This is a genomic window from Mycobacterium sp. IDUB_3 (assembly GCF_055419585.1).
In genome coordinates this window covers 2994608-3017662 of record NZ_JBVAXZ010000001.1, presented here as the reverse complement: position 1 = coordinate 3017662, position 23055 = coordinate 2994608, and the positions used below count along the sequence as shown (strand labels likewise).

The window sequence follows — 23055 nt, the reverse complement described above, 5'->3', positions numbered from 1 at the left end:
GACCGAATGGCACAACGTGTGGTTGACTACACGAGCACTGCCGCGCCTGCGCGCAGGCAGTTCGACCCAATCAAGAAAGTGGCTGGTCGGTGAAATGCGCCGAGGGCTACAAGAAGGATGAGGAAGCAAGGATGACGCTTGTCGACAGATTGCGCGGCGCCGTGGCGGGTATGCCGCGCCGGCTCGTTGTGGCGGCCGCTGGTGCGGCGCTGCTCTCGGGCCTGATTGGCGCCGTCGGAGGCTCGGCGACCGCCGGGGCCTTCTCGCGCCCGGGTCTGCCGGTGGAGTACCTGCAGGTTCCGTCCGCCGCAATGGGCCGCGACATCAAGGTTCAGTTCCAGAGCGGTGGCGCCAACTCGCCTGCGTTGTACCTGCTCGACGGTATGCGCGCACAGGACGACTTCAACGGCTGGGACATCAACACCCCGGTGTTCGAGTGGTACAACCAGTCGGGCATCTCGACGGTCCTGCCCGTCGGTGGCCAGTCCAGCTTCTACTCCGACTGGTACAAGCCCGCCTGCGGTAAGGCCGGCTGCGTCACCTACAAGTGGGAGACCTTCCTGACCAGCGAGCTGCCCGAGTATCTCTCGTCGCAGAAGCAGGTGAAGCCGACCGGGAGCGCCGTGGTCGGCCTGTCGATGGCTGGTTCGTCGGCGCTGATCCTTGCCGCCTACCACCCGCAGCAGTTCGTTTACGCCGGCTCGCTGTCGGCGCTGCTGGACCCGTCGCAGGGCATGGGCCCGTCGCTGATCGGTCTCGCCATGGGTGACGCCGGTGGCTACAAGACGGCCGACATGTGGGGTCCGAAGGAGGACCCGGCGTGGGCCCGCAACGACCCGTCGCTTCAGGTCGGCAAGCTGGTCGGCAACAACACCCGCATCTGGGTGTACTGCGGTAACGGCAAGCCCTCCGACCTGGGTGGGGACAACCTGCCGGCGAAGTTCCTCGAGGGCTTCGTGCGGACCAGCAACCTGAAGTTCCAGGACGCCTACAACGGGGCCGGTGGCCACAACGCGGTCTGGAACTTCGACGCCAACGGCACTCACGACTGGCCCTACTGGGGCGCGCAGGTGCACGCCATGCTGCCTGACCTGCAGTCGACGCTGGGCGCCACCCCGGGTGCGGGTCCGGCCACGGCCCCCGCCACCAACGCCGGTAACGGCCAGGGCACCTAAAACACGCCAAGCAGTAAGACCAGCGGCGGGAACCCTTCGGGGTTTCCGCCGCTAGTCGTTTGCGGCCTGTGTGACGTGTTTCACTACCCGGCGCGCGGGGGAACTAGGGCCCTGGCTAATGTGCTTTCAGCGACTACACGATGGAGGGTGGACATGACGGTCGTGCGGGGTATGTCGGCGCTTTTCCGGGTGTTCTGCGTAGCCGTGCTGGCCGTCGGGTTGGCCTTCGCGCTGCAGACCGCCGCAACCGTCGGCAAAGCCAGGGCGGCGGGCTACGAAAGCCTGATGGTTCCGTCGGCGGCGATGGGCCGCGACATCCCGGTGGCCTTCATGGCCGGTGGTCCGCACGCGGTCTACCTGCTCGACGCCTTCAACGCGGCCCCGGACGTGAGCAACTGGGTCACCGCCGGTAACGCGATGAACACGCTCGGCGGCAAGGGCGTCTCGGTGGTGGCCCCGGCCGGCGGCGCGTGGAGCATGTACACCAACTGGGAGCAGGACGGCAGCAAGCAGTGGGACACCTTCCTGTCCAGCGAGCTGCCCGACTGGCTGGCCGCCAACAAGGGCCTGGCGCCCGGCGGCCACGCCGCCGTGGGTGCCTCACAGGGTGGCTACGGCGCGATGGCGCTGGCCGCCTTCCACCCCGACCGCTTCGGCTTCGCCGGATCGCTGTCCGGGTTCCTCTACCCGTCGAGTACCAGCTACAACGGCGCGATCCTGGCCGGCCTGCAGCAGTTCGGCGGCGTCGACGGCAACGGCATGTGGGGAGCCCCGCAGCTGGGCCGGTGGAAGTGGCACGACCCGTACGTGCACGCCTCGCTGCTGGCGCAGAACAACACCCGCGTCTGGGTCTACAGCCCGACGAACATGGGCGGCGACGACGCCGCGATGATCGGGCAGGCCGGCGCGGCGATGGGCAGTTCGCGGGAGTTCTATCAGCAGTACCGCAGCAACGGCGGACACAACGGCCACTTCGACTTCCCCGGCGGCGGCGACAACGGCTGGGGTTCGTGGTCGGGGCAGCTCGGGGCGATGTCGGGCGACATCGTCGGCGCCATCCGCTAGCGGCGGGCCGGCTGCGCTGCCCGGTTAGCCCGCTCGGCCGAGCCGGTACCGTGTAGGGGGTGCAGCAGGGGTCGGGAGGACCGCGTAGCTGCGATCCACCGACTCTGCTGGCAGGAGAACATGGCTACAAGCGCGCGGCGTAAGCGCCAACGCACCCTCGCGTGGATCGCCGCACTGTCGGTCGCCGTCGTCGTGTTCCTGGCCATCCTGGCCGCGGTGACCTTGCTGCGCGGCCACCAGTCGGAGCCCAGCGCGGTGCCGCCCGGGGTGCTGCCCCCGTCGTCGACGGCCACACACCCGCACAAGCCGCGACCCGCCTCTCAGGACGCGTCGTGCCCGGACGTGTTGCTGGTCAACGTTCCCGGGACCTGGGAGTCGGCCGTGCAAGACGACCCCGCCAATCCCCTCCAATTCCCCAACGCGCTGCTGCACAAGGTGACCGCGACCCTCACCCAACAGTTCCCGTCGTCGCGGGTGCAGTCGTACACCACCCCGTACACCGCGCAGTTCCACAATCCGCTGAGCGGCGACACGCAGATGTCCTACAACGCCAGCCGGGCGGAGGGCACCCGCGCGACGGTGCAGGCGATGACCGACATGAACACCAAGTGCCCGCTGACCAGTTACGTGCTGATGGGCTTCTCGCAGGGCGCGGTGATCGTGGGCGACATCGCCAGCGATATCGGCAACGGCCGCGGACCCGTCGACGACGACTTGGTGCTGGGTGTGACTTTGATCGCCGACGGTCGTCGCCAGATGGGGGTCGGTAACGACGTCGGACCCAACCCACCGGGGCAGGGCGCCGAGGTCACGTTGCACGAGGTGCCCATCCTGTCCGGGATGGGTCTGACCATGACCGGCCCGCGCCCCGGCGGCTTCGGCGACCTCAACGGCAAGACCAATGAGATCTGCGCGCCGGGCGACCTGATCTGCGCCGCTCCGGAGGAGGCGTTCAGCATCGCCAACCTGCCGGCCACGCTGAACACGTTGGCCGGCGGCGCGGGTCAGCCGGTGCACGCGCTGTACGCCACGACGCAGTGCTGGAGCATCGACGGGGCACCCGCGACCGACTGGACGCTCAACTGGGCTCACGGTCTGATCGCAGATGCGCCACAACCGAAACACGGATGACCGGGTCGGTGGGACACAAGCGTCAGGTGGCGGTTGCCGATGGCGATCAGCGGTACCTTGTGATTTGGTCTGCCGTAGGCAGCCCCGTAACATTAAGAGGAATTTAAGAGCTATCGGACCTTTTTCGCACACCCGGTCGGGGTCGATGCCGGCTGGGGCTGGCACATCACCGGCTTCCCCGAGCGGGTGCGGTGCGAGGTCCGGCGTGCGCGTAGACATGTAACCGTCGGCCGAGCCGGCTTGAAGAACGAAGCCGTCGGCGGAGCCGACCTAGAACAAGGCGTCGGCGGAGCCGACCGAAAACAGGTGCGACAGGAGAGCGGCATGGTGTACCACAACCCGTTCATCGTGAATGGAAAGATCAAGTTCCCGGACAACACGAACTTGGTCAAGCACGTTGAGAAGTGGGCGAAGGTTCGTGGCGACAAGCTCGCCTATCGGTTCCTGGACTTCTCCACCGAGCGCGACGGCGTCGCCTGTGACATCTCCTGGTCGGAGTTCAGCGCCCGCAACCGCGCTGTGGGCGCCCGGCTGCAGCAGGTGACGCAGCCCGAGGACCGCATCGCCGTGCTCTGCCCGCAGAACCTGAACTACCTCGTCGCGCTCTTCGGCGCGCTGTACGCCGGCCGGATCGCGGTGCCGCTGTTCGACCCGAGCGAGCCGGGCCACGTCGGCCGCCTGCACGCCGTGCTCGACGACTGCACCCCGTCGACGATCCTGACCACCACCGAGGCCGCCGAGGGCGTCCGCAAGTTCATCCGCGCCCGGTCGGCCAAGGAGCGCCCCCGCGTCATCGCCGTCGACGCGGTGCCCAACGAGGTCGCATCGACCTGGGAGCCGCCGGAGGCCGACGAGAACACCATCGCCTACCTGCAGTACACCTCCGGCTCCACCCGCACCCCGACGGGCGTGGCGATCACCCACCTGAACCTGCCCACCAATGTGCTGCAGGTCCTCAACGGCCTGGAAGGCAAGGAGGCCGACCGCGGCCTGTCCTGGCTGCCGTTCTTCCACGACATGGGGCTGATCACCGCGCTGCTGTCGCCGGTGATCGGTCACAACTTCACCTTCATGACCCCGGCCGCCTTCGTCCGCCGGCCCGGCCGGTGGATCCGCGAGATGGCGCGCAAGCCCGAGGACGCCCCGGACTGCGAGGTCATCACCGTCGCGCCGAACTTCGCGTTCGAGCACGCCGCCGTGCGCGGGGTGCCCAAGGACGGCGAGCCGCCGCTGGACCTGAGCAACGTCAAGGCGATCCTGAACGGCAGCGAGCCGGTGTCCCCGGCGTCGATGCGCAAGTTCTACGACGCGTTCTCGCCCTACGGTCTGCGCGAGACCGCGATCAAGCCGTCCTACGGACTGGCCGAGGCGACGCTGTTCGTCTCGACCACGCCGATGGACCAGGCTCCCACCGTCATCCACGTCGACCGTGACGAGCTGAACAAGCAGCGCTTCGTCGAGGTGCCCGCCGATTCGCTGAAGGCCGTTCCGCAGGTTTCCGCCGGCATCATCGGCGTGGACGAGTGGGCCGTCATCGTCGACCCGGAGACCGCCAGCGAGCTGCCCGACGGTCAGATCGGCGAGATCTGGCTGCACGGTAACAACCTGGGCATCGGCTACTGGGGCAAGGAAGAGGAGACCAACGACGTCTTCCGCAACATCCTCAAGTCGCGGATCAGCCAGTCCCACGCCGAGGGTGCCCCCGACGACGGCATGTGGGTCAAGACCGGCGACTACGGCACCTACCACAACGGTCACCTCTACATCGCGGGCCGGATCAAGGACCTGGTCATCATCGACGGCCGCAACCACTACCCGCAGGACCTCGAGTACTCGGCGCAGGAAGCCAGCAAGGCGCTGCGCACCGGTTACGTGGCCGCCTTCTCGGTGCCGGCCAACCAGCTGCCGAAGGAAGTGTTCGACAACCCGCACGCCGGCATCAAGTACGACCCCGACGACGGCTCCGAGCAGCTGGTGATCGTCGCCGAGCGCGCCGCCGGCTCGCACAAGCTGGACTACCAGCCGATCGCCGACGACATCCGGGCCGCGATCGCCGTGCGCCACGGCGTCACGGTCCGCGACCTGCTGCTGGTGCAGTCGGGAACGATCCCGCGTACCTCCAGCGGAAAGATCGGGCACCGCGCCTGCCGCGCGGCCTATCTCGACGGCAGTCTGCGAAGCGGCGTCGGTTCCCCGACGGCCTTCGCCAGCTCCACTGACTGAATCCCTGAGGACCATGGCTGACACTGAGCACCCCGAAAACCACACCCCGGGCCCTGACGGGGAGGTGCCCGCCAAGAAGAGCGACATGACCGTCCCCGAGATGCGCCAGTGGCTGCGCAACTGGGTCGGCCGGGCCGTCGGGAAATCACCCGACGACATCGACGAGTCGGTGCCGATGGTCGAGCTGGGTCTGGCGTCGCGCGACGCCGTGGCGATGGCCGCCGACATCGAGGACATGACCGGTGTCACCCTGTCGGTCGCGGTCGCCTTCCAGCACCCGACCATCGAGTCGCTGGCCACCCGCATCATCGAGGGTGAGCCCGAGGTGTCCGACGACGAGCTGGACGGCGCCGACTGGACTCGCACCGGCCCGGCCGAGCGCGTCGACATCGCGATCGTGGGCCTGGCCACCCGGTTGCCCGGCGACATGAACTCCCCGGACGAGACGTGGGCGGCGCTGATGGAGGGCCGCGACGCGATCACCGACCTGCCCGAGGGCCGCTGGTCGGAATTCCTCGAGGAGCCGCGCATCGCCCAGCGCGTCAGCACCGCCCGCACCCGGGGCGGCTACCTGAAGGACATCAAGGGCTTCGACTCGGAGTTCTTCGCGGTCGCCAAGACCGAGGCCGACAACATCGACCCGCAGCAGCGGATGGCGCTGGAGCTCACCTGGGAGGCGCTCGAGCACGCCCGGATCCCGGCGTCGAGCCTGCGCGGCGAAGCGGTCGGCGTGTACGTCGGCTTCTCCAACAACGACTATCAATTCCTGGCGGTGTCCGACCCGACCGTCGCGCACCCCTACGCGATCACCGGGACGGCCAGTTCGATCATCGCCAACCGGGTGTCCTACTTCTACGACTTCCGCGGTCCGTCGGTGGCGCTGGACACCGCCTGCTCGAGCTCGCTGGTGGCGACGCACCAGGCGGTGCAGGCGCTGCGCAACGGTGAATGCGACGTCGCGCTCGCCGGCGGCGTCAACGCGCTGCTCACGCCGCTGGTGACGCTCGGTTTCGACGAGATCGGTCAGGTGCTTTCTCCCGACGGCCGGATCAAGTCGTTCTCGTCGGACGCCGACGGCTACACCCGCTCCGAGGGTGGCGGCATGTTCGTGCTCAAGCGGGTCGACGACGCCCGCCGCGACGGCGACCAGATCCTGGCCGTCATCGCCGGCAGCGCGGTCAACCACGACGGCCGGTCCAACGGCCTGATCGCCCCCAACCAGGACGCCCAGGCCGAGGTGCTGCGCCGGGCCTACAAGGACGCCGGCATCGATCCGCGCACCGTCGACTACGTCGAGGCGCACGGCACCGGCACCGTCCTGGGTGATCCGATCGAGGCCGAGGCGCTGGGCCGCATCGTCGGGCGGGGTCGCCCCGCCGACCGCCCGGCGCTGCTGGGTGCGGTGAAAACCAATGTGGGACACCTGGAGTCGGCCGCCGGCGCGGCGAGCCTGGCCAAGGTGGTGCTGGCGTTGCAGCACGACAAGCTGCCGCCGTCGATCAACTTCGCCGGCCCCAGCCCCTACATCGACTTCGACGGCATGCACTTGAAAGTCGTTGACAGCGCCAGTGATTGGCCGCGCTACGGGGGCTACGCGCTGGCCGGGGTGTCCAGCTTCGGCTTCGGTGGGGCCAACGCGCACCTGGTGGTGCGCGAGGTGCTGCCCCGCGACGTGATCGAGCGCGAAGCCGAGCCGCAGGCTCAAGTCATTGCGCCTGCGGATGCGGGCGAGGAACCGGCCGAGGCGCCCACCTTGGAAAGCCACTCGCTGCGGTTCGACGACTTCGGCAACATCATCCCCGACGCCTCCGAGGCCGAGGAGCCGGAGTACGAGCTTCCCGGCATCACCGACGAGGCGCTGCGCCTCAAAGAGATCGCGCTGGAAGAGCTTGCCGCACAAGAGGAGTCAGAGCCGACCAAGCCGCTGATCCCGCTCGCGGTGTCGGCGTTTTTGACGTCGCGCAAGAAGTCCGCCGCCGCCGAGCTCGCGGACTGGATGGAAAGCCCCGAGGGGCAGGCCTCGTCGCTGGAATCGATCGGCCGGTCGCTGTCGCGGCGCAACCACGGCCGCTCGCGCGCGGTGGTGCTGGCCCACGACCACGAAGAGGCCATCAAGGGCCTGCGGGCGATCGCCGAGGGCAAGCAGCGGGCAGGCGTGTTCAGCACCGACGGGCCGGTGACCAGCGGCCCGGTCTGGGCGATGGCCGGTTTCGGTGCGCAGCACCGCAAGATGGGCAAGAGCCTGTACCTGCGCAACGAGGTCTTCGCCGAGTGGATCGAGAAGGTCGACGCGCTGATCCAGGACGAGCGCGGCTACTCGGTGCTCGAGCTGATCCTGGACGACTCGCAGGACTACGGCATCGAGACCAGCAACGTCGTCATCTTCGCGATTCAGATCGCGCTGGGCGAGTTGCTCAAGCACCACGGGGCCAAACCCGCTGCGGTGGTTGGCCAGTCGCTTGGCGAGCCCGCGTCGGCGTACTTCGCCGGCGGCCTGTCGCTGGCGGATGCGGCCCGCGTGATCGCGTCGCGCTCGCACCTGATGGGCGAGGGCGAGGCGATGCTGTTCGGCGAGTACATCCGGCTGATGGCTTTGGTCGAGTACTCCGCCGACGAGCTCAAGACGGTGTTCGGCGACTTCCCCGGCCTGGAGGTGTGCGTCTACGCCGCACCCAGTCAGACCGTGATCGGCGGTCCGCCCGAGCAGATCGACGCGATCGTGGCCCGCTGCGAGGCCGAGGGCCGCTTCGCCCGCAAGCTGCAGACCAAGGGCGCCGGGCACACGTCGCAGATGGACCCGCTGCTCGGTGAGTTCTCCGCCGAGCTGCAGGGGATTCACCCGCTGAGCCCGAAGGTCGGGATCTTCTCGACGGTGCACGAGGGCACTTACATCAAGCCCGGCGGTGAACCGGTGCACGATGTCGACTACTGGGTCAAGGGAATGCGGCACTCGGTGTACTTCACCCACGGCGTGCGCAACGCCGTCGACAGCGGCCACACCACCTTCCTGGAGCTCGCGCCCAACCCGGTGGCGCTGATGCAGATCGGCCTGACCACCGCCGCCGCGGGTCTGCATGACGCCCAACTGATTCCGACGCTGGCCCGCAAGCAGGACGACGTCGAGTCGATGATCTCGGCAATGGCCCAGCTCTACGTCCACGGCCACGACCTGGACATCCGCACGCTGTTCAGCCGCGCGCAGGGCCCCCAGGACTACGCGAACATCCCGCCGACCCGGTTCAAGCGCAAAGAGCACTGGCTGGACGTGCACTTCTCCGGCGACGGCTCGGTGATCATGCCGGGGACCCACGTCGCGTTGCCGGACGGGCGCCACGTCTGGGAGTACGCACCGCGCAACGGCGAGACGGATCTGGCAGCGCTGGTGAGATCCGCTGCAACACAGGTGCTTTCGGATGCGCAGATGGTGGCATCCGAGCAGCGCGCGGTGCCCGGCGCGGGCGCCCGGCTGGTGACGACGATGACCCGGCACCCGGGTGGTGCCGCGGTGCAGGTGCACGCCCGCATCGACGAGTCCTTCACGCTGGTCTACGACGCGCTGGTGTCGCGGGCCGGTCAGAGCGTGGCCGCGTTGCCGACGGCGGTGGGTGCCGGTGCGGCCATCGCGGCGCCGACCGCGACCGCCCCGGTCGAGGCGTCTTCTGCGTCCGGGGTGCCGGCCGAGGAGCCCGACGCCGAGACGCTGTCGGACAGCCTGACCAACCGCTACCTGCCGTCCAGCGTGGGCCGGTGGACACCGGATTCCGGCGAGACCGTCGGCGAGCGGCTGGGCCTGATCGTCTCGGCGGCAATGGGTTACGAGCCCGAGGACCTGCCGTGGGAGGTGCCGCTGATCGAGCTCGGCCTGGACTCGCTGATGGCGGTGCGGATCAAGAACCGCGTGGAATACGACTTCAACCTGCCGCCAATCCAATTGACGGCCGTGCGCGACGCCAACCTCTACGCCATCGAGAAGCTGATCGAGTACGCGATCGAGCACCGCGACGAGGTCGAGCAGCTGCACGAGCACCAGAAGACGCTGACGCCCGAGGAGATCGCCAAAGAGCAGGCCCAGTTGCTCAGCGGGGCAACGCCGGCGTCGGCCGCCGCACCCGCACCGGACCCGCAGGCCGAGCCCGAGACTCAGCCGGCCCCGCCGGCGCCGGACGCGACTATCCCACCGCCGCCGACGGATCCGTCCGGCCCGAAGGGCACGGCGACCAATGGTGCGAAGCCGGATCTCGCGGGGGCGCTCAGCCAGGAGGCGGTGTCCAAAGCGCTGAATTCCGATGTGCCGCCACGTGATGCCGCCGAGCGGGTCACCTTCGCCACCTGGGCGATCGTCACGGGCAAGTCCCCTGGCGGCATCTTCAACCCGCTGCCCAAGCTCGACGAGGACACCGCGGCCAAGATGGCGCAGCGGCTTTCGGAGCGCGCCGAGGGCGCGATCACCGCCGAGGACGTATTGACGTCGGACACCATCGAGGCGCTCGCCGAGAAGGTGCGCCAGTACCTGGAGGCCGGGCTGATCGACGATTTCGTCCGCACCCTGCGGGCGCGCCCCGAGGGCAGCTCGAAACCCGCGGTGTTCGTGTTCCATCCCGCCGGCGGTTCGACCGTGGTCTACGAGCCGCTGCTGAACCGGTTGCCCGCGGACACGCCGATGTACGGGTTCGAGCGCGTCGAGGGCACCGTTCAGGAACGCGCCGCCCAGTACGTGCCGAAGCTGTTGGAGATGAACGCGGGCAAGCCGTTCATCCTGGCCGGGTGGTCGCTCGGCGGCGCGCTGGCGTACGCCTGCGCGATCGGGTTGAAGCGCGCGGGTGAAGACGTGCGCTTCGTCGGGATGATCGACACGGTGCGCGCCGGCGAGGAGATCCCCCAGACGCAGGAGGAGACCCGCAAGCGCTGGGACCGGTATGCGAAGTTCGCCGAGCGGACCTTCAACGTCGAGATTCCCGCGATCCCCTACGAGCAGCTCGAAGTGCTCGACGATGAGGGGCAGGTCAAGTTCGTGCTGGACATCGTCCAGCAGAGCGGGGTGCAGATCCCGGGTGGCATCGTCGAGCACCAGCGGACGTCCTACCTGGACAACCGGGCGCTCGAGACCGTCCAGATCGAGCCGTACGACGGCCACGTAACCCTGTACATGGCCGATCGCTACCACGACGACGTCATCGAGTTCGAGCCGCGATATGCGGTCCGCAAGCCCGACGGCGGCTGGGGCGAGTACGTGGCCGAGCTCGAGGTGGTGCCGATCGGTGGCGAGCACATCCAGGCCATCGACGAACCGATCATCGGCAAGGTCGGTGCTCACCTCTCCGACGTGCTGAATAAGGTGGAGGCCGAAACCAGTCAGACGAGTGAGGTGGGCAAGTAGTGACGGAGACCGTGCCAGCTTCGGGGGCAGCTCCCATCCAGCACACCACCGCCGAGAAGCTGGCCGAGCTCTATGCTCGCCTGGAACTGGCTAAAGAGCCCGGCGGTGAGAAGGCCGTCGCCAAGCGCGACAAGAAGGGCATCCCGAGCGCGCGGGCCCGCATCCACGCGCTGGTCGATCCGGGCACCTTCCTGGAGACCGGCGCGCTGGCCAAGACGCCGAATGACCCGAACGCGCTGTATGGCGACGGCTGCGTCACCGGGCACGCCATGATCGACGGCCGGCCGGTCGGGGTGTTCTCCCACGACCAGACGGTGTTCCAGGGCACGGTGGGCGAGATGTTCGGCCGCAAGGTGGCCAGGCTGATGGAGTGGTGCGCCATGGTCGGCTGCCCGATCGTGGGCATCCAGGACTCGGGCGGCGCGCGGATTCAGGACGCCGTCACTTCGCTGGCGTGGTACGCCGAGCTGGGCCGCCGCCACGAGGCGCTGTCCGGGCTGGTGCCGCAGATCTCCCTCATCTTCGGCAAATGCGCGGGGGGAGCGGTGTATTCACCGATCCAGGACGACCTGCTGGTGTCGGTGCGCGACCAGGGCTACTTCTTCGTCACCGGGCCGGACGTGATCCGGGAGGTCACCGGCGAAGACGTCACGCTCGATGAGCTCGGTGGCTCCGACGCGCAGGCCCGCAACGGCAACATCCACCAGGTGGTGGACTCCGAGGAAGCCGCGTTCCAGTACGTGCGTGACTTCCTGTCGTTCCTGCCGTCGAGCGCCGTCAGTGAGCCGCCGATCGTCAACCCCGGTCTGGAGCCGGAGACGACCCCGACCGATCTGGAGCTCGACTCGATCGTGCCGGACTCGGACAACATGGCCTACGACATGCACGAGATCCTGCTGCGGATCTTTGACGACGGCGACTTCCTCGACGTGGCCGCCCAGCACGGGCCTGCCATCATCACCGGGTTCGCCCGCGTCGACGGGCATCCGGTCGGCGTGATCGCCAACCAGCCCATGTACCTGTCGGGGTCGATCGACAACGAGGCTTCCGACAAGGCGGCACGATTCATCCGGTTCTGCGACGCGTTCAACATCCCGCTGGTGTTCGTGGTCGACACACCGGGCTTCCTGCCGGGCGCCGAGCAGGAGAAGAACGGCATCATCAAGCGCGGTGGCCGGTTCCTGTACTCGGTCGTCGAGGCCGACGTGCCGAAGGTGACCATCACGGTGCGCAAGTCCTACGGCGGCGCCTACGCCGTGATGGGGTCCAGGCAGCTGACCGCCGACTTCAACTTCGCCTGGCCGACCGCGCGCATCGCGGTGATCGGCGCCGAGGGCGCCGCGCAGTTGCTGATGAAGCGGTTTCCCGACCCCACCACGCCCGAGGCGCAGCAGATCAAGAAGGACTTCATCGAGGGCTACAACCTCAACATGGCGATCCCGTGGACCGCCGCCGAGCGGGGCTTCATCGACGCGGTCATCGACCCGCACGAGACACGGCTGCTGCTGCGCAAGTCTATGAAGCTGCTGCGGGAGAAGCAACTGTGGTTCCGCACGGCGCGTAAGCACGGGCTCATCCCGATCTAGTCCGCCGCTTCTGGTCGAGGCCCGCACCGTGGGTGCGGGCCTGGCATCCCTTAGCTACCGGTCCCGGGCCTGAACGCGCCGTCGAGCAGTTCGTCGAAGCGCTCCAGCGCCTCATCGGAGTCGGCGTCGATACCGCGCAGCGCCCCGCGATCGGCGAGATAGCGCTGCGCGTGGAGCCCCGCGACAAGCGCCTTGCGCTCAGCGCCGCGGGTGGCCCGCTCCCAGGCGGCCTGCTCGATGAGCAACGCACCGGCATAGACGTCACCCATGAACTGGGCCAGCGGGAACAGCCTTGCCTCGGCCGTCTCCCTGTCCAGCTTGGTCCACGCGGTGATCGCCGCGTCGAGATCCTCGATCCGGCCGGCGACCAGCCGGGTGGTTTCGCCGTCGTCGGCGACCGACACCGCGTCGCGCATTCGTGCCAGCAGCGTCTCGTGCGCGCGAGTCTGCTCGATCCCGCGCCGCACATCCAGGCACAGGATGTTGTCCGGGCCCTCCCAGATGGTGTTCACCTGCGCGTCGCGCAGCAGCCGCGCCACCGGCCAGGTCTCGATATAGCCGTTGCCGCCATGGATTTCGATCGCATCCGAGGCCGCGGTGATCCCCAGCCGGCACACCCTGAGCTTGGTGACCGGCACGGCGATCCGCTGCCGCATGCTGCGCGGCTGACGATGGTTGGTGGCGCCGGTGCCGTCGAACACCAGCGCCTGCGCGGCCTCGACGTCCACGATCATCTCCGCGAGTTTGCGCCGCATCAGCGGCTTGTCGATCAGCGCGCCGCCGAACGCCCGGCGTTGCCTGGCATAACACAGCGATTCGACCAGGGCGCGCCGCGCGTTGCCGAGCGCGAACAAGGCGATGCCCAGGCGTGCGGCGTTGGTCAGCTCCATCATGCGTCCCAGCCCCTTGCCGTCGGACGGCCCCGCGGCGGCGTCGGTGGGCTCGCCGGACAGCAAAAAGGCTTCGGCATCGACGAATTCGACCTCACCCGAGGCCACCGAGCGGGTGCCCAGCTTGTCCTTAAGCCGCCGCACCCGCACCCCGTTGCGCGAGCCGTCGCGGCGGGTGCGCAGCACCAGGAAGTTGGCCACACCGCGCGAAGAGTCCGGTGCGCCTTCGGGTTTCGCCAAGACGACGAACGCCTCCCCGGCGCAGTTGGACGCAAACCACTTGAAGCCGTTCAACAACCACGCGTCACCGGCGCGCCGAGCGGTGGTCTCCAGCGCGCCCAGATCGGAGCCGCCGGTGCGTTCGGTCAGCAGCTGCGCTGTCTCGCCGGCCCACTCGCCGGAGGCGAATTTGGCCAGCACCTGCTCGGCCACGTCGGGCGGCGCGTAGGCGGACACCAGCGACTGGACCATGCCGCCGCCGGTGCCCAGCGCGCAGCCCATGCCGATGTCGGCTTGGTTGAGCAGATAATTCGACGCGAACATGGTGAACGACGAGCTGATCTTCGCCTCGCGGGCCTCGGTTCGCAGCGCCTGCTGGGCGTCCAGGACTGCCCGCTTGGACTGCGCGAAGGAGCTCGGCATCACCACCTCGCTGATGTCGTGGCCCCACCGGTCGTAGCGCTGCAGCTGTGGGGGATTGCGATCCGTCTCTTCGGCCCACTGCGCCACCGGGCCGCCCATCAGTTCACCGATGCGCGTCAGGTGGCGTTCGGCCAGCTTCAGTTCCTCGGGCTTGAGGTAGTAGGCCATGGTGAACTGCAGCGTGGGGTCGGTGAGGTACCAATTGAGCCCCACGGCCCCGCGGTAGTTCTCCGTCGCGTAGCGCTGCGATTTCTCGTCGGTGGAAAACGGCAGCCGGTCCACCGCCTCTACGGCGTAGTCGCTCATGCGTCAGACGCTACGCGCCGAGTCGATCGTCAGGCAGTAGCGCGTAGCGGGCGCCGGCGGCGATTCGGGTCCGGCCCGGAGCTGTCACCGGCGTCGGCGCGGCGAGCCAGCGCTTCGGGCTTGACGATCACAACGGTCTTGCCGTCCAACAGGATCCACCGAAACCCGGTCGGCGCCGACCAGTTGGGCTAGCTCGTCCTGGTTGAGTTCGTGGGCTAGCCGCATCGCGTCGCCCTCGGCGGTGCCGAAACGCTTGGCCAACACCAGCAGCTGGCTGGCGACACGCGCGGTGACATCGCTGGAAACCATCTCGACGAGTTGCCGTTCGCTGTACCGCAGTCGCCGGGTCAGCGCACGCAGCAGCTGCTCGGCGATCGCGGGCTGTTCCGCCATCCACGCGCGCAGCGTGGCGCGGTCCATCCACATCGCGCGCACGTCGGTGATCGCCGTGGCAGTGCACCCGCGCGGGCCGGGGTCGAACACCGCCAGCTCGCCGAAGAAGTCCGCGGGGCCGACGATCGCCCGGGCGCTGCTGCGGCCGCCGGGGCCGTGAAAGTCGATCTTCACCGTGCCTTCGACGAGCAGATAGACGCGATCACCGGGGTCGCCCTGAACGAAAATCGTTTGGCCAGGCTTGAATTCGGAGGTGTGGACCTGAATGTGGTCCGCATTGTGGCCGGGTGCAGTGGTCACGCATATCCCCTCGTCGGTGTCAGCCCGTCTGGGCGGTCAGGAAGACCAGCCGAAAATTGCCGATCTGCAGCACGTCGCCGTTGGTCAGCGCCGCGGAGTCGACGGCGCTGCGGTTGAGATAGGTCCCATTGAGGCTGCCGAGATCGACGACGCGGAATTCGCCGTTCTCGCTGCGGAATTCGGCATGCCTGCGGCTGACCGTGATGTCGTCGAGAAAGATGTCGCTGGCGGGGTGCCGCCCGGCGTTCATCACCGGCTCGTTCAACAGGAACTTCGCCCCCACGTTGGGGCCCCGCTTCACCACGAGCATAGCCGAGCCGCGGGCCAGCGTCGCCGCCGCTTCGGCGACGGCCGACGATGTGTCGATTTCGTCGCGGACGTCGGCACGCAGCACCGAACCGATGTCGCCGGTGGCATCGTCCGGCACGATTGGTTGCTGGCTTGTCTCCCCGTATGACGCCGACACCGCTCCCTTTCACCAGGTCCTCGTGGGTACCTCCATCGCAGCATTTGACGTGAGCGTCAAGATAGGGACCGAAGTCCCTGTTTCTTCTAAGGCGGTTGCTAGGACCCCACCGGCACCACGAACTCGGACGTGTAGAACTCCGCCGGGTTCTGCGAGTTTGCGTTCGCCCGCTCGACAATCACCCACACTCCGGTGGTGCCCGGCCGAATGGTGTCGGCAACGGTGGCCGTTCCGATTCCCGCGCCGTCGAGGTCCATGCCGGTAAAGGCGGTTCCCGGGTCCCCGGGCCCACAGGTCGACGAGGACGGTCGGGGCTCTTCGATAAGGCCGACATCGAAATGCATGCCCGGCTCGGGCGCGTCGACCAGATGGACCTCGGCGACGGCACGGGACCCGCTGGCCCGGACGATGGCAGAACCGGTGCCGAGCATCGGGCTGGGCACCTTGGGGGCGATGCTGATCTTGCTGAAATCGCATCGCCGCAGATAGTTGTCGAAAACGACCGTCGTGCCCCCGCCCTCGGCGGAGGCCGTCCCGATGGCCAAACTCGTGGCCGGCGCGATCAGCAGCGTGGCCACGGCCGTGCAGGTTTCCAGGCGTGTCAGCGCGTGCATAAGCCACTCTTTTCCGTCGTGTGAAATGGATCACAGCGGAATTAGTGTTAACCAGCAAATGGCGAAACTAAACCCTTGACCAGTAATTACTGTGCCGTTAATTCAATGCACTATTACACCGGTGAATAACGACGGCGCAAAGCCATTTGCAAACGCCGTGTTTTGTCGCTCGCTACGGCTTGATGCGGATCGGTCCGGGCGACCACCATCCGGTTCGGGTGGCGGTGCCCAGATCGAGCTGCGCGGGGTGCGCGTCGGCGATGGTGTCGAATTTGCGCAGCGATCCCCAGTCGCGGCCCCAGTCATGCGACAGGTACGTCGACATGACGTGGGCCCGCAGCAGCAGGTCGGTGATGCCCAGCAGTCCGCCGTTGACGCCGTCCTGCCAGGTGTCGGTGTCCTGCTTCTTGGCGTTGTAGTCCGGGGTGATGCGGAACTCCGGGATCTCGGTGACGCCGTTGGAATGCAGCATCGGGTGCTGGCATGGGAACGCCAGCCCGACCGCCCAGTCCATCAGCACCGGGCGCTTCGAACCGATGTACTCCTGCAGCGAACGCAGCTCCGGCACCCGCGGCGGGGTCAGCGCGATCCAGTCATCCGGTGTCAGGGACAGGTCCTCGGCAACCACCCGCACCGCGACCGTGTCGGCGGGCATCTGGGAGCGGGCGAAGCGCAGGTTTCGCCACACCTTCGGCTGCTCGCCGTACAGGTCGTAGGGCACCAGCCGGCCGGCGGGCTGCACCGCGCCGCCCGGACCGGGCCTGCCGAATTCCAGCTCCACGGTCTGCCCGTTGGTGTGGCCGTGCAGGATGCTGTTGCCGGCGATCGTGCCCGCGGCCGTGACCACCACCAGCGGGTGCCCGTCGTCGAGCTTCGGCAGCTGATACCACGCCGAGGTCAACCTGCTCTGCTGCTGCGCGCCGGTGGTGTAGCTGCCGGCCATCGGAACCCGCGCGGGATCGAGACCGTACGGCAGCGGCACCGTCGAGGAGTTGATGCCCGGCGTCGTCAGCTTCAGCGGTGCATCCCAGTCGTAGTCGGTACCGGGCTGCGGCACCGACGTTTCCTTGACCGACTCGGCCAGGGTGCGATCCGGTACGCCGTTGGGCGTGAATCCCGTTGGGTTGACGCCACCCAACGGCCCCAGCGGGCCGTAATCGCCGGGTGGGGCGGCCATGAAGCCGGCATTGCTGTCCGGCTCGACGAGGATGTCGTCGGCCAGCCCGCAACCTCCGCTGAATTCGCGCAGGTTGTCCCAGGCATTGGAGTAGGTGGGGTACTGACGCACGATGCCGGCCACCATCGACGCGATGAACACCAGCGCCATGAAGCCGGCAGCGATGGGGATGGGCGCGGCCGTCAGCGCCCGCGCCAGCCGTCCTTCGCCGCGGTCCCGGGACGCGAAGTGCAGGTAGGCCGTGTACAGCACGGAAAGCACGAACAGCGCGAAAAAGACTGTGCTGACGCTGATTCCGTGGAACCTCGGCATCACACTGTTGAACGGCACGCCGAAGCTCGAGACATACCACCAGCCGTTCGTGGTGGCGAAACACAGCGCCAGCACGAACAGCAGCGCCGCTACGAATGCCATGCGGTTGCGTGACCAGCGCAAGATCTCGTGCGATACCAGCACAGTCGTCAGCGCGGCCATCGCCGCTCCCACCGCGGCGAACAGCCCGAAGTGGTGCACCCACTTGGTCGGGGTGAACATCAGGAAGAACATGGTGCCGAAGATGACACCCATCAGCCGCCAGGCCGGGCCGCGCGCCACACCGGGAACCCGCTTGCGCCGCAACATGATAAAAACCGCCGTGAAGAGGCACAGCGCGGCGACCAGGAACCCGAAGCGGCGCGACAGCGAGCCGTCGACGGTGGGCAGAATCAGGTAGTAGTAGCGCAGGTTCTCGGTGTACCAGGCCTGGCTGGGGCCGATCGAGGTGCGAATCCTGGTGGCTTCCAACACCGTTGACAGCGTCTGGTCGGCGAATACCACGGTCAGGATGACCGTGCCTGCCGCCAGCATCGGCGCCACCAGTGGCCACGTGCCGACCAGGCGATGACGGCGGACCAGAATACGCAGGATCGGGCGGCCACCGGCGACCAGCGCGGCCACCGCGATCAAACCGGTCGGCTGGACGCCGAGGGTGAACGCCGCGGTGATGACCGCCAGCGCCGCGGGAGTCAGCCGACTGTAGCGCATCGAGCGCTCGATCAGCACATAGGTGATCAGCGACCCGACGGCGATGATCGGCTCGGGGCGCAGGCCGTTGTTGAACGGCATCCAGGCCGTCAACAGCACCATGCCCGCCGCCCAATTCGCCGCCTTGCTCGCGGCCACCGCGGGTCCGAGGCGGGGCAACACCTCACGCGAGAGCAGCAGCCAGCACACGATCCCGGCGATCAAGTCCGGCAACCGCATCCACAGGCTGGCGTCGGTGACATGGGTCATCAGCGCCAGCAGGTTGTAGTACCAGCCGAAGGGGTCCTCCGGGCTACCGAACCAGCGGAAGTAGTTCGACATGTAGCCGGCGCGGTCGGCGACCCGGGCCATGCCCAGGATGTAGCCGTCGTCCGAGGAGTTCGCCCCGATCACATGCCACAGCACGAAGGCGGAGATCACCGTGACGTCGGCCAGGGTGAACGTGCGCCAGTTCGCCGGAATGAGCCGACGCATCCGGTGACCGTCCAGCTGATCGAGCCGCCACAAGGCGATCAGCGCCACGATGGTGGACACGATGGCCAGCACCATCGCGGCCAGCTTCAAAGTCGTTGGAGTGGTGGAAAACCGGGTATCGATGGTCGCCGAGAGCTTCAAACCCGCCGGGGCCGGCCCGCTGAGGTCGGTGAACACCCCCACGATCTGCGGCCGCAGGTTCGGGTCGGGGAAACCGCCGCTGATCGGTTTGCCCGCCGGATCATTCAGCCCGACGAAGGTGGCGAAGGCGCCCGCCTTGGTCGAGGTGATCTCGATGCGCTGACATTGCGGAGACGCGACCTGATCCCGCACCGCGCTGGCGATCACCACGTTGCGGTCGGTGACGTCGACGCGCTTGCCGTTGACGACCACGAACAACGCGTTGAGTGCGGCGTCCTTGCCCTTCTTGGGCGCCGTGCTGAGGACCACCCCGCCCTCGGGCGGCAGGGCGCGCACCACCGAGCACGGCACGGTCACGTTCACGTCGACCGGTGTCAGCGAAATCAGCGGCGCGGTAACGCTGTTCAGTTGGCCGTTCTGCGGCCAGTTCAGCTGCGCGGTGGTCTGCACGACGGGCAGCAGCGGCGTCGCGATCGACAGGATGAAACCGATCAGCCCGGCGATCGTCGCGACCCACCGGGTCACCCGCACGTTCTGGCCGGGCGCCGCCTGGTCTTCGCGGCTGTCGATGGTCGTGACGCTCATGGCAGTGCCCGAATCGGTCCCTGCCGGCTCCAGCCGTGCACTGTCATCACACCCTGTTCGATTACGGCGTCCGGCGCCTGATCAGCCGGCACCAACCGGAAATACTGCTCCACGGATCCCCAGTCGCGATACCAGTCGCCACGCAGATACGTCGAGATCGTCGAGGTGCGCAGCATTGTCTGCAGGAACAGGAACGGACCACCGGTCTCGCTGGCCTGCCACCCGTTCGACGACGACGCCGTCTGCTTGTGATCGGGCAAGATGCGGTACCGCGGAAGTTCCGCCACGCCAAGGTGTTCGGAGAACGGCCGCTGGCACGGGAAGTTCGCGGCGGTCGCGATGTCCATCAGCACGGGCGTCTGCGATCCGATCAAGTGCTGCAGGGTCTGCAACACCGGCACCCGCGGCGGGGTGAACGCGAACCACTGATCCGAGCTCAGGTTCGGGTCGTAGGCGACGATGCGCGCCACGTTCGCCTCCGGCGGCGCCCAGGTCAGCGGGAACCGCAGATTGCGCCACGCCGGCTCGGGCCCGATGTCGATGGGCTGGACTTCACCGAGCGGCTGGGTGGTGCCGTCGGGGCGGGTGACACCCCACTGCAGTTTCAGCGACTGCCCGTAGGTGAAGGTCCCGTCCTCCTTATAGGACCAGATGGCGCCGGATGCCGATACCACGACGATCGGCCGGTCGCCGGTGCGCGGCGGCAGCTGGTACCACGCCGAGGTGGCGGTGGCGGCCAGCGTGTTCTCGCCGTAGCTGCCCATCACCGGGGTGCGGGCCGGGTCGAGTCCGAACGGCAGCGCGATGTTCGACCCGTTGACCCCGACGGGGCCCTTCCCGCCGGCCGTGCCCGCGGAGTCACTCATGGCCGCGTTGGGCTTATTCGGCGACGCGTCGGAGTTCACCACGCCCGGTTTGGTGACCACCGGGTACGACCTCAGGTCGTCGCCGACGCCGTCGGGTTTGAACCCGACCGGGTTGACCCCGCCCAGCGGGCCGGCCGGGCCGAAGGTCTGCCCGGGCGCCGGCGCCAGCATGCCCGCATTGGGGTCGGGCTCGGTCATCACGTCGTCGGCCATGGCGCAGCTCGCGGGCGACAGCCCCGAACTGATCGCGGCGACGTTGGCCTTGCCGGTGGTGTAGAGCGGGTAGCGGAACACCGCCCCCTTGGTCAGCGAGGCGACTTCGCCGACCACCATGATGGTCGCGACCACCAGCAGCGGGGTCGACGCGAGCACCCGGTTGCGCCGGTTGTCCTTGACCTCGGTGTGCCCGGCGTAGTCCATCCGGAAGTGCTGCCAGGCGGCCAGCAGGCCGGTCGCGATCGACAGCGCCAGGAACATCGACGTCACCGGGTGGCTGGCGATGACCGGCTGGATGTCGTACCACGGCACCCCGTAGTTGCCGACGTAGAACCAGCCGTTGACGCCCGAGGTCGCCACCGCCACGACGAACAGCAGCGCCGTCACGTACAGCGTCAGGTTGCGGCGGTTGTGTAGGCCGATCCGGGCCAGGGCGAACGCGGTGACCGCACCCAGCGCCCCGGCCAGCCCGGCGAACGCGCCGAACTGGACCGCCCATTTCGTCGGCGTGAACGTCAACAGCAGCAGGGCGAGCGCGGTGGTGCCGATCAACCGCCACGCCGGGCCGCTGGCCACACCCGGAATCCGGCCCCGGCGAAGCAGGGTGACCAGCATGCCGAACATGCACAGCAACAGGATCAGCACGGCGAATCGCCGCGCCATCGATCCGTCGGGATTGGATTCCACCGTGAGGAAGTAGTAGCGCAGCCAGTCCTGGTACCAGGCGATGGTCGGGCCGACTTTGTACTTGATGCGGGCCGATTCGCCGACTGTTGCCAGCGTCTGGCCGCGGAACACCACCACCAGGATCAGCGACAGCGAGGCCGCCAGCACCGCCAGCGGTGCCAGCAGGCCGTCGGTCGCCCGGCGGCGCCGAATCGTCTGGGCGACGGCCCGCGCCCCGGTCAGCAGCGCGGCGACGGCGATCAGGCCCTGCGGCGCCAGCGTCGCGCTGAGCAGCGCCACGATGATGGCCACCGCCGCGGGCGCCAAGCGCCGCAGCGCGATCGCGCGTTCCACCAACATCCAGGTGACCAGCACGCCCAGCGCGATCAGCGGTTCGGGCCGCAGGCCGTTGTTGAACGGCAGCCACGCCGCCACGAACACCGCGCCCGCGGTGAAGACCGCCACCCGGTTGGCCGCCAGGCCGCCGCGGCCCGGCCCGAGCCGGCGCAACACCCAATGGCTGATGATCAGCCAGCACCCGATCGCGGCCACCGTGGCGGGCAGCCGCATCCACACGCCGGCCGTGCTCACCGAGGCCATCTTTGCCAGCAACCCGAGATACCAGTCGAAAGGTGCGTCCGTGGCGCCGAAGTAGCGGTAGTAGTCGGCGATGTAGCCGGCGCCGGGGGCGACGCGCGCGATGGTCAGGTTATAGCCGTCATCCGACGAGGTTGCGCCGACGACGTGCCACAGCAGCAGGGTTGCGATCACGCCCGCGTCGGCGATCCACGTTGCGATTCCCACCCGCCGCCAGTTGGCCAGGGGCGTGCCCGGGCGATACCGGGACAGCCAGGCGATCGGGGAGCGCCAGTTGAGCATCAAGCTGCCGCCCCGGCTGCGGCGGTCCAGCACCGCGAGCGCGATGATGGCCGTCAGCACGGCCAGGGCGCCCAGGACCATCACGATTTCCTTGATGATGGTGGGCGCGGTGATGAAGCGGGTGTCGATGTCGATGCGGGCCGACAACCCCGGCCCGGCGGGCACCTTCATGTCGGTGAAGACGCCACCGACCTGGGGCTTCTTCTCGGGCGACAGCATCCCGGTGGCGCCGGGGATGCCGACGAAGTCGGCGCCGGTGGCGCCGGCGTTGGCCCAGACATGCAGCACGCTGCAGGCCCCGGCGGCGACGGCCGAGCGTTGTGCGACCGCGGCCACGGTGTCCCGGAACGCGACGACGACGACGTCCGTGTTGGCGCGCACGAACAGCCCGTTCTTCCCGGCGTCCATGCCGCCGGGCGGCAGGGTCGAAACCACCAGGCCGCCGGCGGCGGGCAGGGTGGCGATGTCCGGGCAGGGAATGGAGATGTCCAGCGCGCGGGGCGCCCCCGACACCAGGGGCGAGGTGATCTGGCTGACGTGCCCGTCGATGTCGCCCTGCGGCCAGAGGACCGTCGCGGTGGTCTGCTTCACCGGAAGCAGCGGAACGGAAAGGCACAGCAGCAGGCCCACGATGCCCGCGATGGCGGCCACCGACCGGGGGATCCGCTGCGATCGCTCTTTACCGTCGTGGGGCACGAGGCTCGATCGTAAGCGACGCAGCTTTGTCCGATGAGGACGCGGGGCCGCGCAGCGCCCCGGGGACGAGTCGGACCGTTGCTGTTGTCCGATGAGGACGCGGGGCCGCGCAGCGCCCCGGCGAAGAGTCGGACCGGCACTATCGTCCGATGAGGACGCGGGGC

The 23055-nt window shown here is 68.3% G+C and carries 12 protein-coding genes; 6 read left to right on the top strand and 6 right to left on the bottom strand.

Annotated elements, in window-relative coordinates:
• Positions 1-131 precede the first annotated feature (131 nt).
• The 6 genes from ag85A to ACZYVJ_RS13875 all read left to right on the top strand — a co-directional run bounded on the left by ag85A (position 132) and on the right by ACZYVJ_RS13875 (position 12557).
• Positions 132-1175, top strand: a complete 1044-nt coding sequence (ag85A, locus tag ACZYVJ_RS13900; protein ID WP_463831522.1) for a diacylglycerol acyltransferase/mycolyltransferase Ag85A — start codon at positions 132-134, stop codon at positions 1173-1175.
• A gap of 162 nt (positions 1176-1337) precedes the next feature.
• On the top strand, positions 1338-2240 hold the full coding sequence (locus ACZYVJ_RS13895; RefSeq protein ID WP_463832989.1) for an esterase family protein: 903 nt from the start codon (positions 1338-1340) through the stop codon (positions 2238-2240).
• Between the two features lie 120 nt (positions 2241-2360).
• A complete protein-coding gene (culp6, locus tag ACZYVJ_RS13890) occupies positions 2361-3371 on the top strand; it encodes a carboxylesterase Culp6 (RefSeq protein ID WP_463831521.1) in 1011 nt (336 codons plus the stop codon).
• A gap of 324 nt (positions 3372-3695) precedes the next feature.
• The gene (fadD32, locus tag ACZYVJ_RS13885; protein ID WP_463831520.1) at positions 3696-5594 is read left to right on the top strand and encodes a long-chain-fatty-acid--AMP ligase FadD32; all 1899 of its coding nucleotides are present in this window, start codon (positions 3696-3698) and stop codon (positions 5592-5594) included.
• An 85-nt stretch (positions 5595-5679) separates the two neighbouring features.
• Positions 5680-10971 carry a polyketide synthase Pks13 gene (gene pks13 / locus ACZYVJ_RS13880; RefSeq protein WP_463832988.1) on the top strand — a complete coding sequence of 1764 codons (5292 nt, stop codon included), beginning with the start codon at positions 5680-5682 and terminating at the stop codon, positions 10969-10971.
• An 11-nt stretch (positions 10972-10982) separates the two neighbouring features.
• The gene (locus ACZYVJ_RS13875) at positions 10983-12557 is read left to right on the top strand and encodes an acyl-CoA carboxylase subunit beta (RefSeq protein ID WP_463832987.1); all 1575 of its coding nucleotides are present in this window, start codon (positions 10983-10985) and stop codon (positions 12555-12557) included.
• 50 nt (positions 12558-12607) lie between these two features.
• Here ACZYVJ_RS13875 and ACZYVJ_RS13870 read toward each other — a convergent pair whose 3' ends face one another.
• From ACZYVJ_RS13870 to ACZYVJ_RS13845, 6 genes are all read right to left on the bottom strand, one after another.
• Positions 12608-14395 (bottom strand): acyl-CoA dehydrogenase family protein, encoded by a 1788-nt coding sequence (locus ACZYVJ_RS13870; RefSeq protein WP_463831518.1) that lies wholly within the window; start codon positions 14393-14395, stop codon positions 12608-12610.
• Positions 14396-14479: 84 nt separating this feature from the next.
• On the bottom strand, positions 14480-15088 hold the full coding sequence (locus tag ACZYVJ_RS13865; protein WP_463831517.1) for a Crp/Fnr family transcriptional regulator: 609 nt from the start codon (positions 15086-15088) through the stop codon (positions 14480-14482).
• A 19-nt stretch (positions 15089-15107) separates the two neighbouring features.
• Positions 15108-15554, bottom strand: coding sequence for an FHA domain-containing protein (locus ACZYVJ_RS13860; RefSeq protein ID WP_463831516.1), 447 nt, complete (start codon positions 15552-15554; stop codon positions 15108-15110).
• Positions 15555-15652: 98 nt separating this feature from the next.
• Entirely contained in the window at positions 15653-16168 is a 516-nt protein-coding gene (locus ACZYVJ_RS13855) for a hypothetical protein (RefSeq protein ID WP_463831515.1), read from the bottom strand.
• Between the two features lie 172 nt (positions 16169-16340).
• A complete protein-coding gene (locus tag ACZYVJ_RS13850) occupies positions 16341-19568 on the bottom strand; it encodes an arabinosyltransferase domain-containing protein (protein ID WP_463831514.1) in 3228 nt (1075 codons plus the stop codon).
• Positions 19565-22891 carry an arabinosyltransferase domain-containing protein gene (locus ACZYVJ_RS13845; protein ID WP_463831513.1) on the bottom strand — a complete coding sequence of 1109 codons (3327 nt, stop codon included), beginning with the start codon at positions 22889-22891 and terminating at the stop codon, positions 19565-19567. Before ACZYVJ_RS13845 ends, ACZYVJ_RS13850 begins: the two co-directional genes overlap by 4 nt.
• Between the last annotated feature and the right edge of the window lie 164 nt (positions 22892-23055).

Excerpts from the sequence above, each read along its gene's own strand:
- fadD32 (WP_463831520.1), top strand. The coding sequence starts at position 3,696 with ATGGTGTACCACAACCCGTTCATCGTGAATGGAAAGATCAAGTTCCCG.
- ACZYVJ_RS13850 (WP_463831514.1), bottom strand. The coding sequence starts at position 19,568 with ATGAGCGTCACGACCATCGACAGCCGCGAAGACCAGGCGGCGCCCGGC.
- pks13 (WP_463832988.1), top strand. The coding sequence starts at position 5,680 with ATGACCGTCCCCGAGATGCGCCAGTGGCTGCGCAACTGGGTCGGCCGG.
- culp6 (WP_463831521.1), top strand. The coding sequence starts at position 2,361 with ATGGCTACAAGCGCGCGGCGTAAGCGCCAACGCACCCTCGCGTGGATC.
- ACZYVJ_RS13855 (WP_463831515.1), bottom strand. The coding sequence starts at position 16,168 with ATGCACGCGCTGACACGCCTGGAAACCTGCACGGCCGTGGCCACGCTG.
- ACZYVJ_RS13870 (WP_463831518.1), bottom strand. The coding sequence starts at position 14,395 with ATGAGCGACTACGCCGTAGAGGCGGTGGACCGGCTGCCGTTTTCCACC.
- ag85A (WP_463831522.1), top strand. The coding sequence starts at position 132 with ATGACGCTTGTCGACAGATTGCGCGGCGCCGTGGCGGGTATGCCGCGC.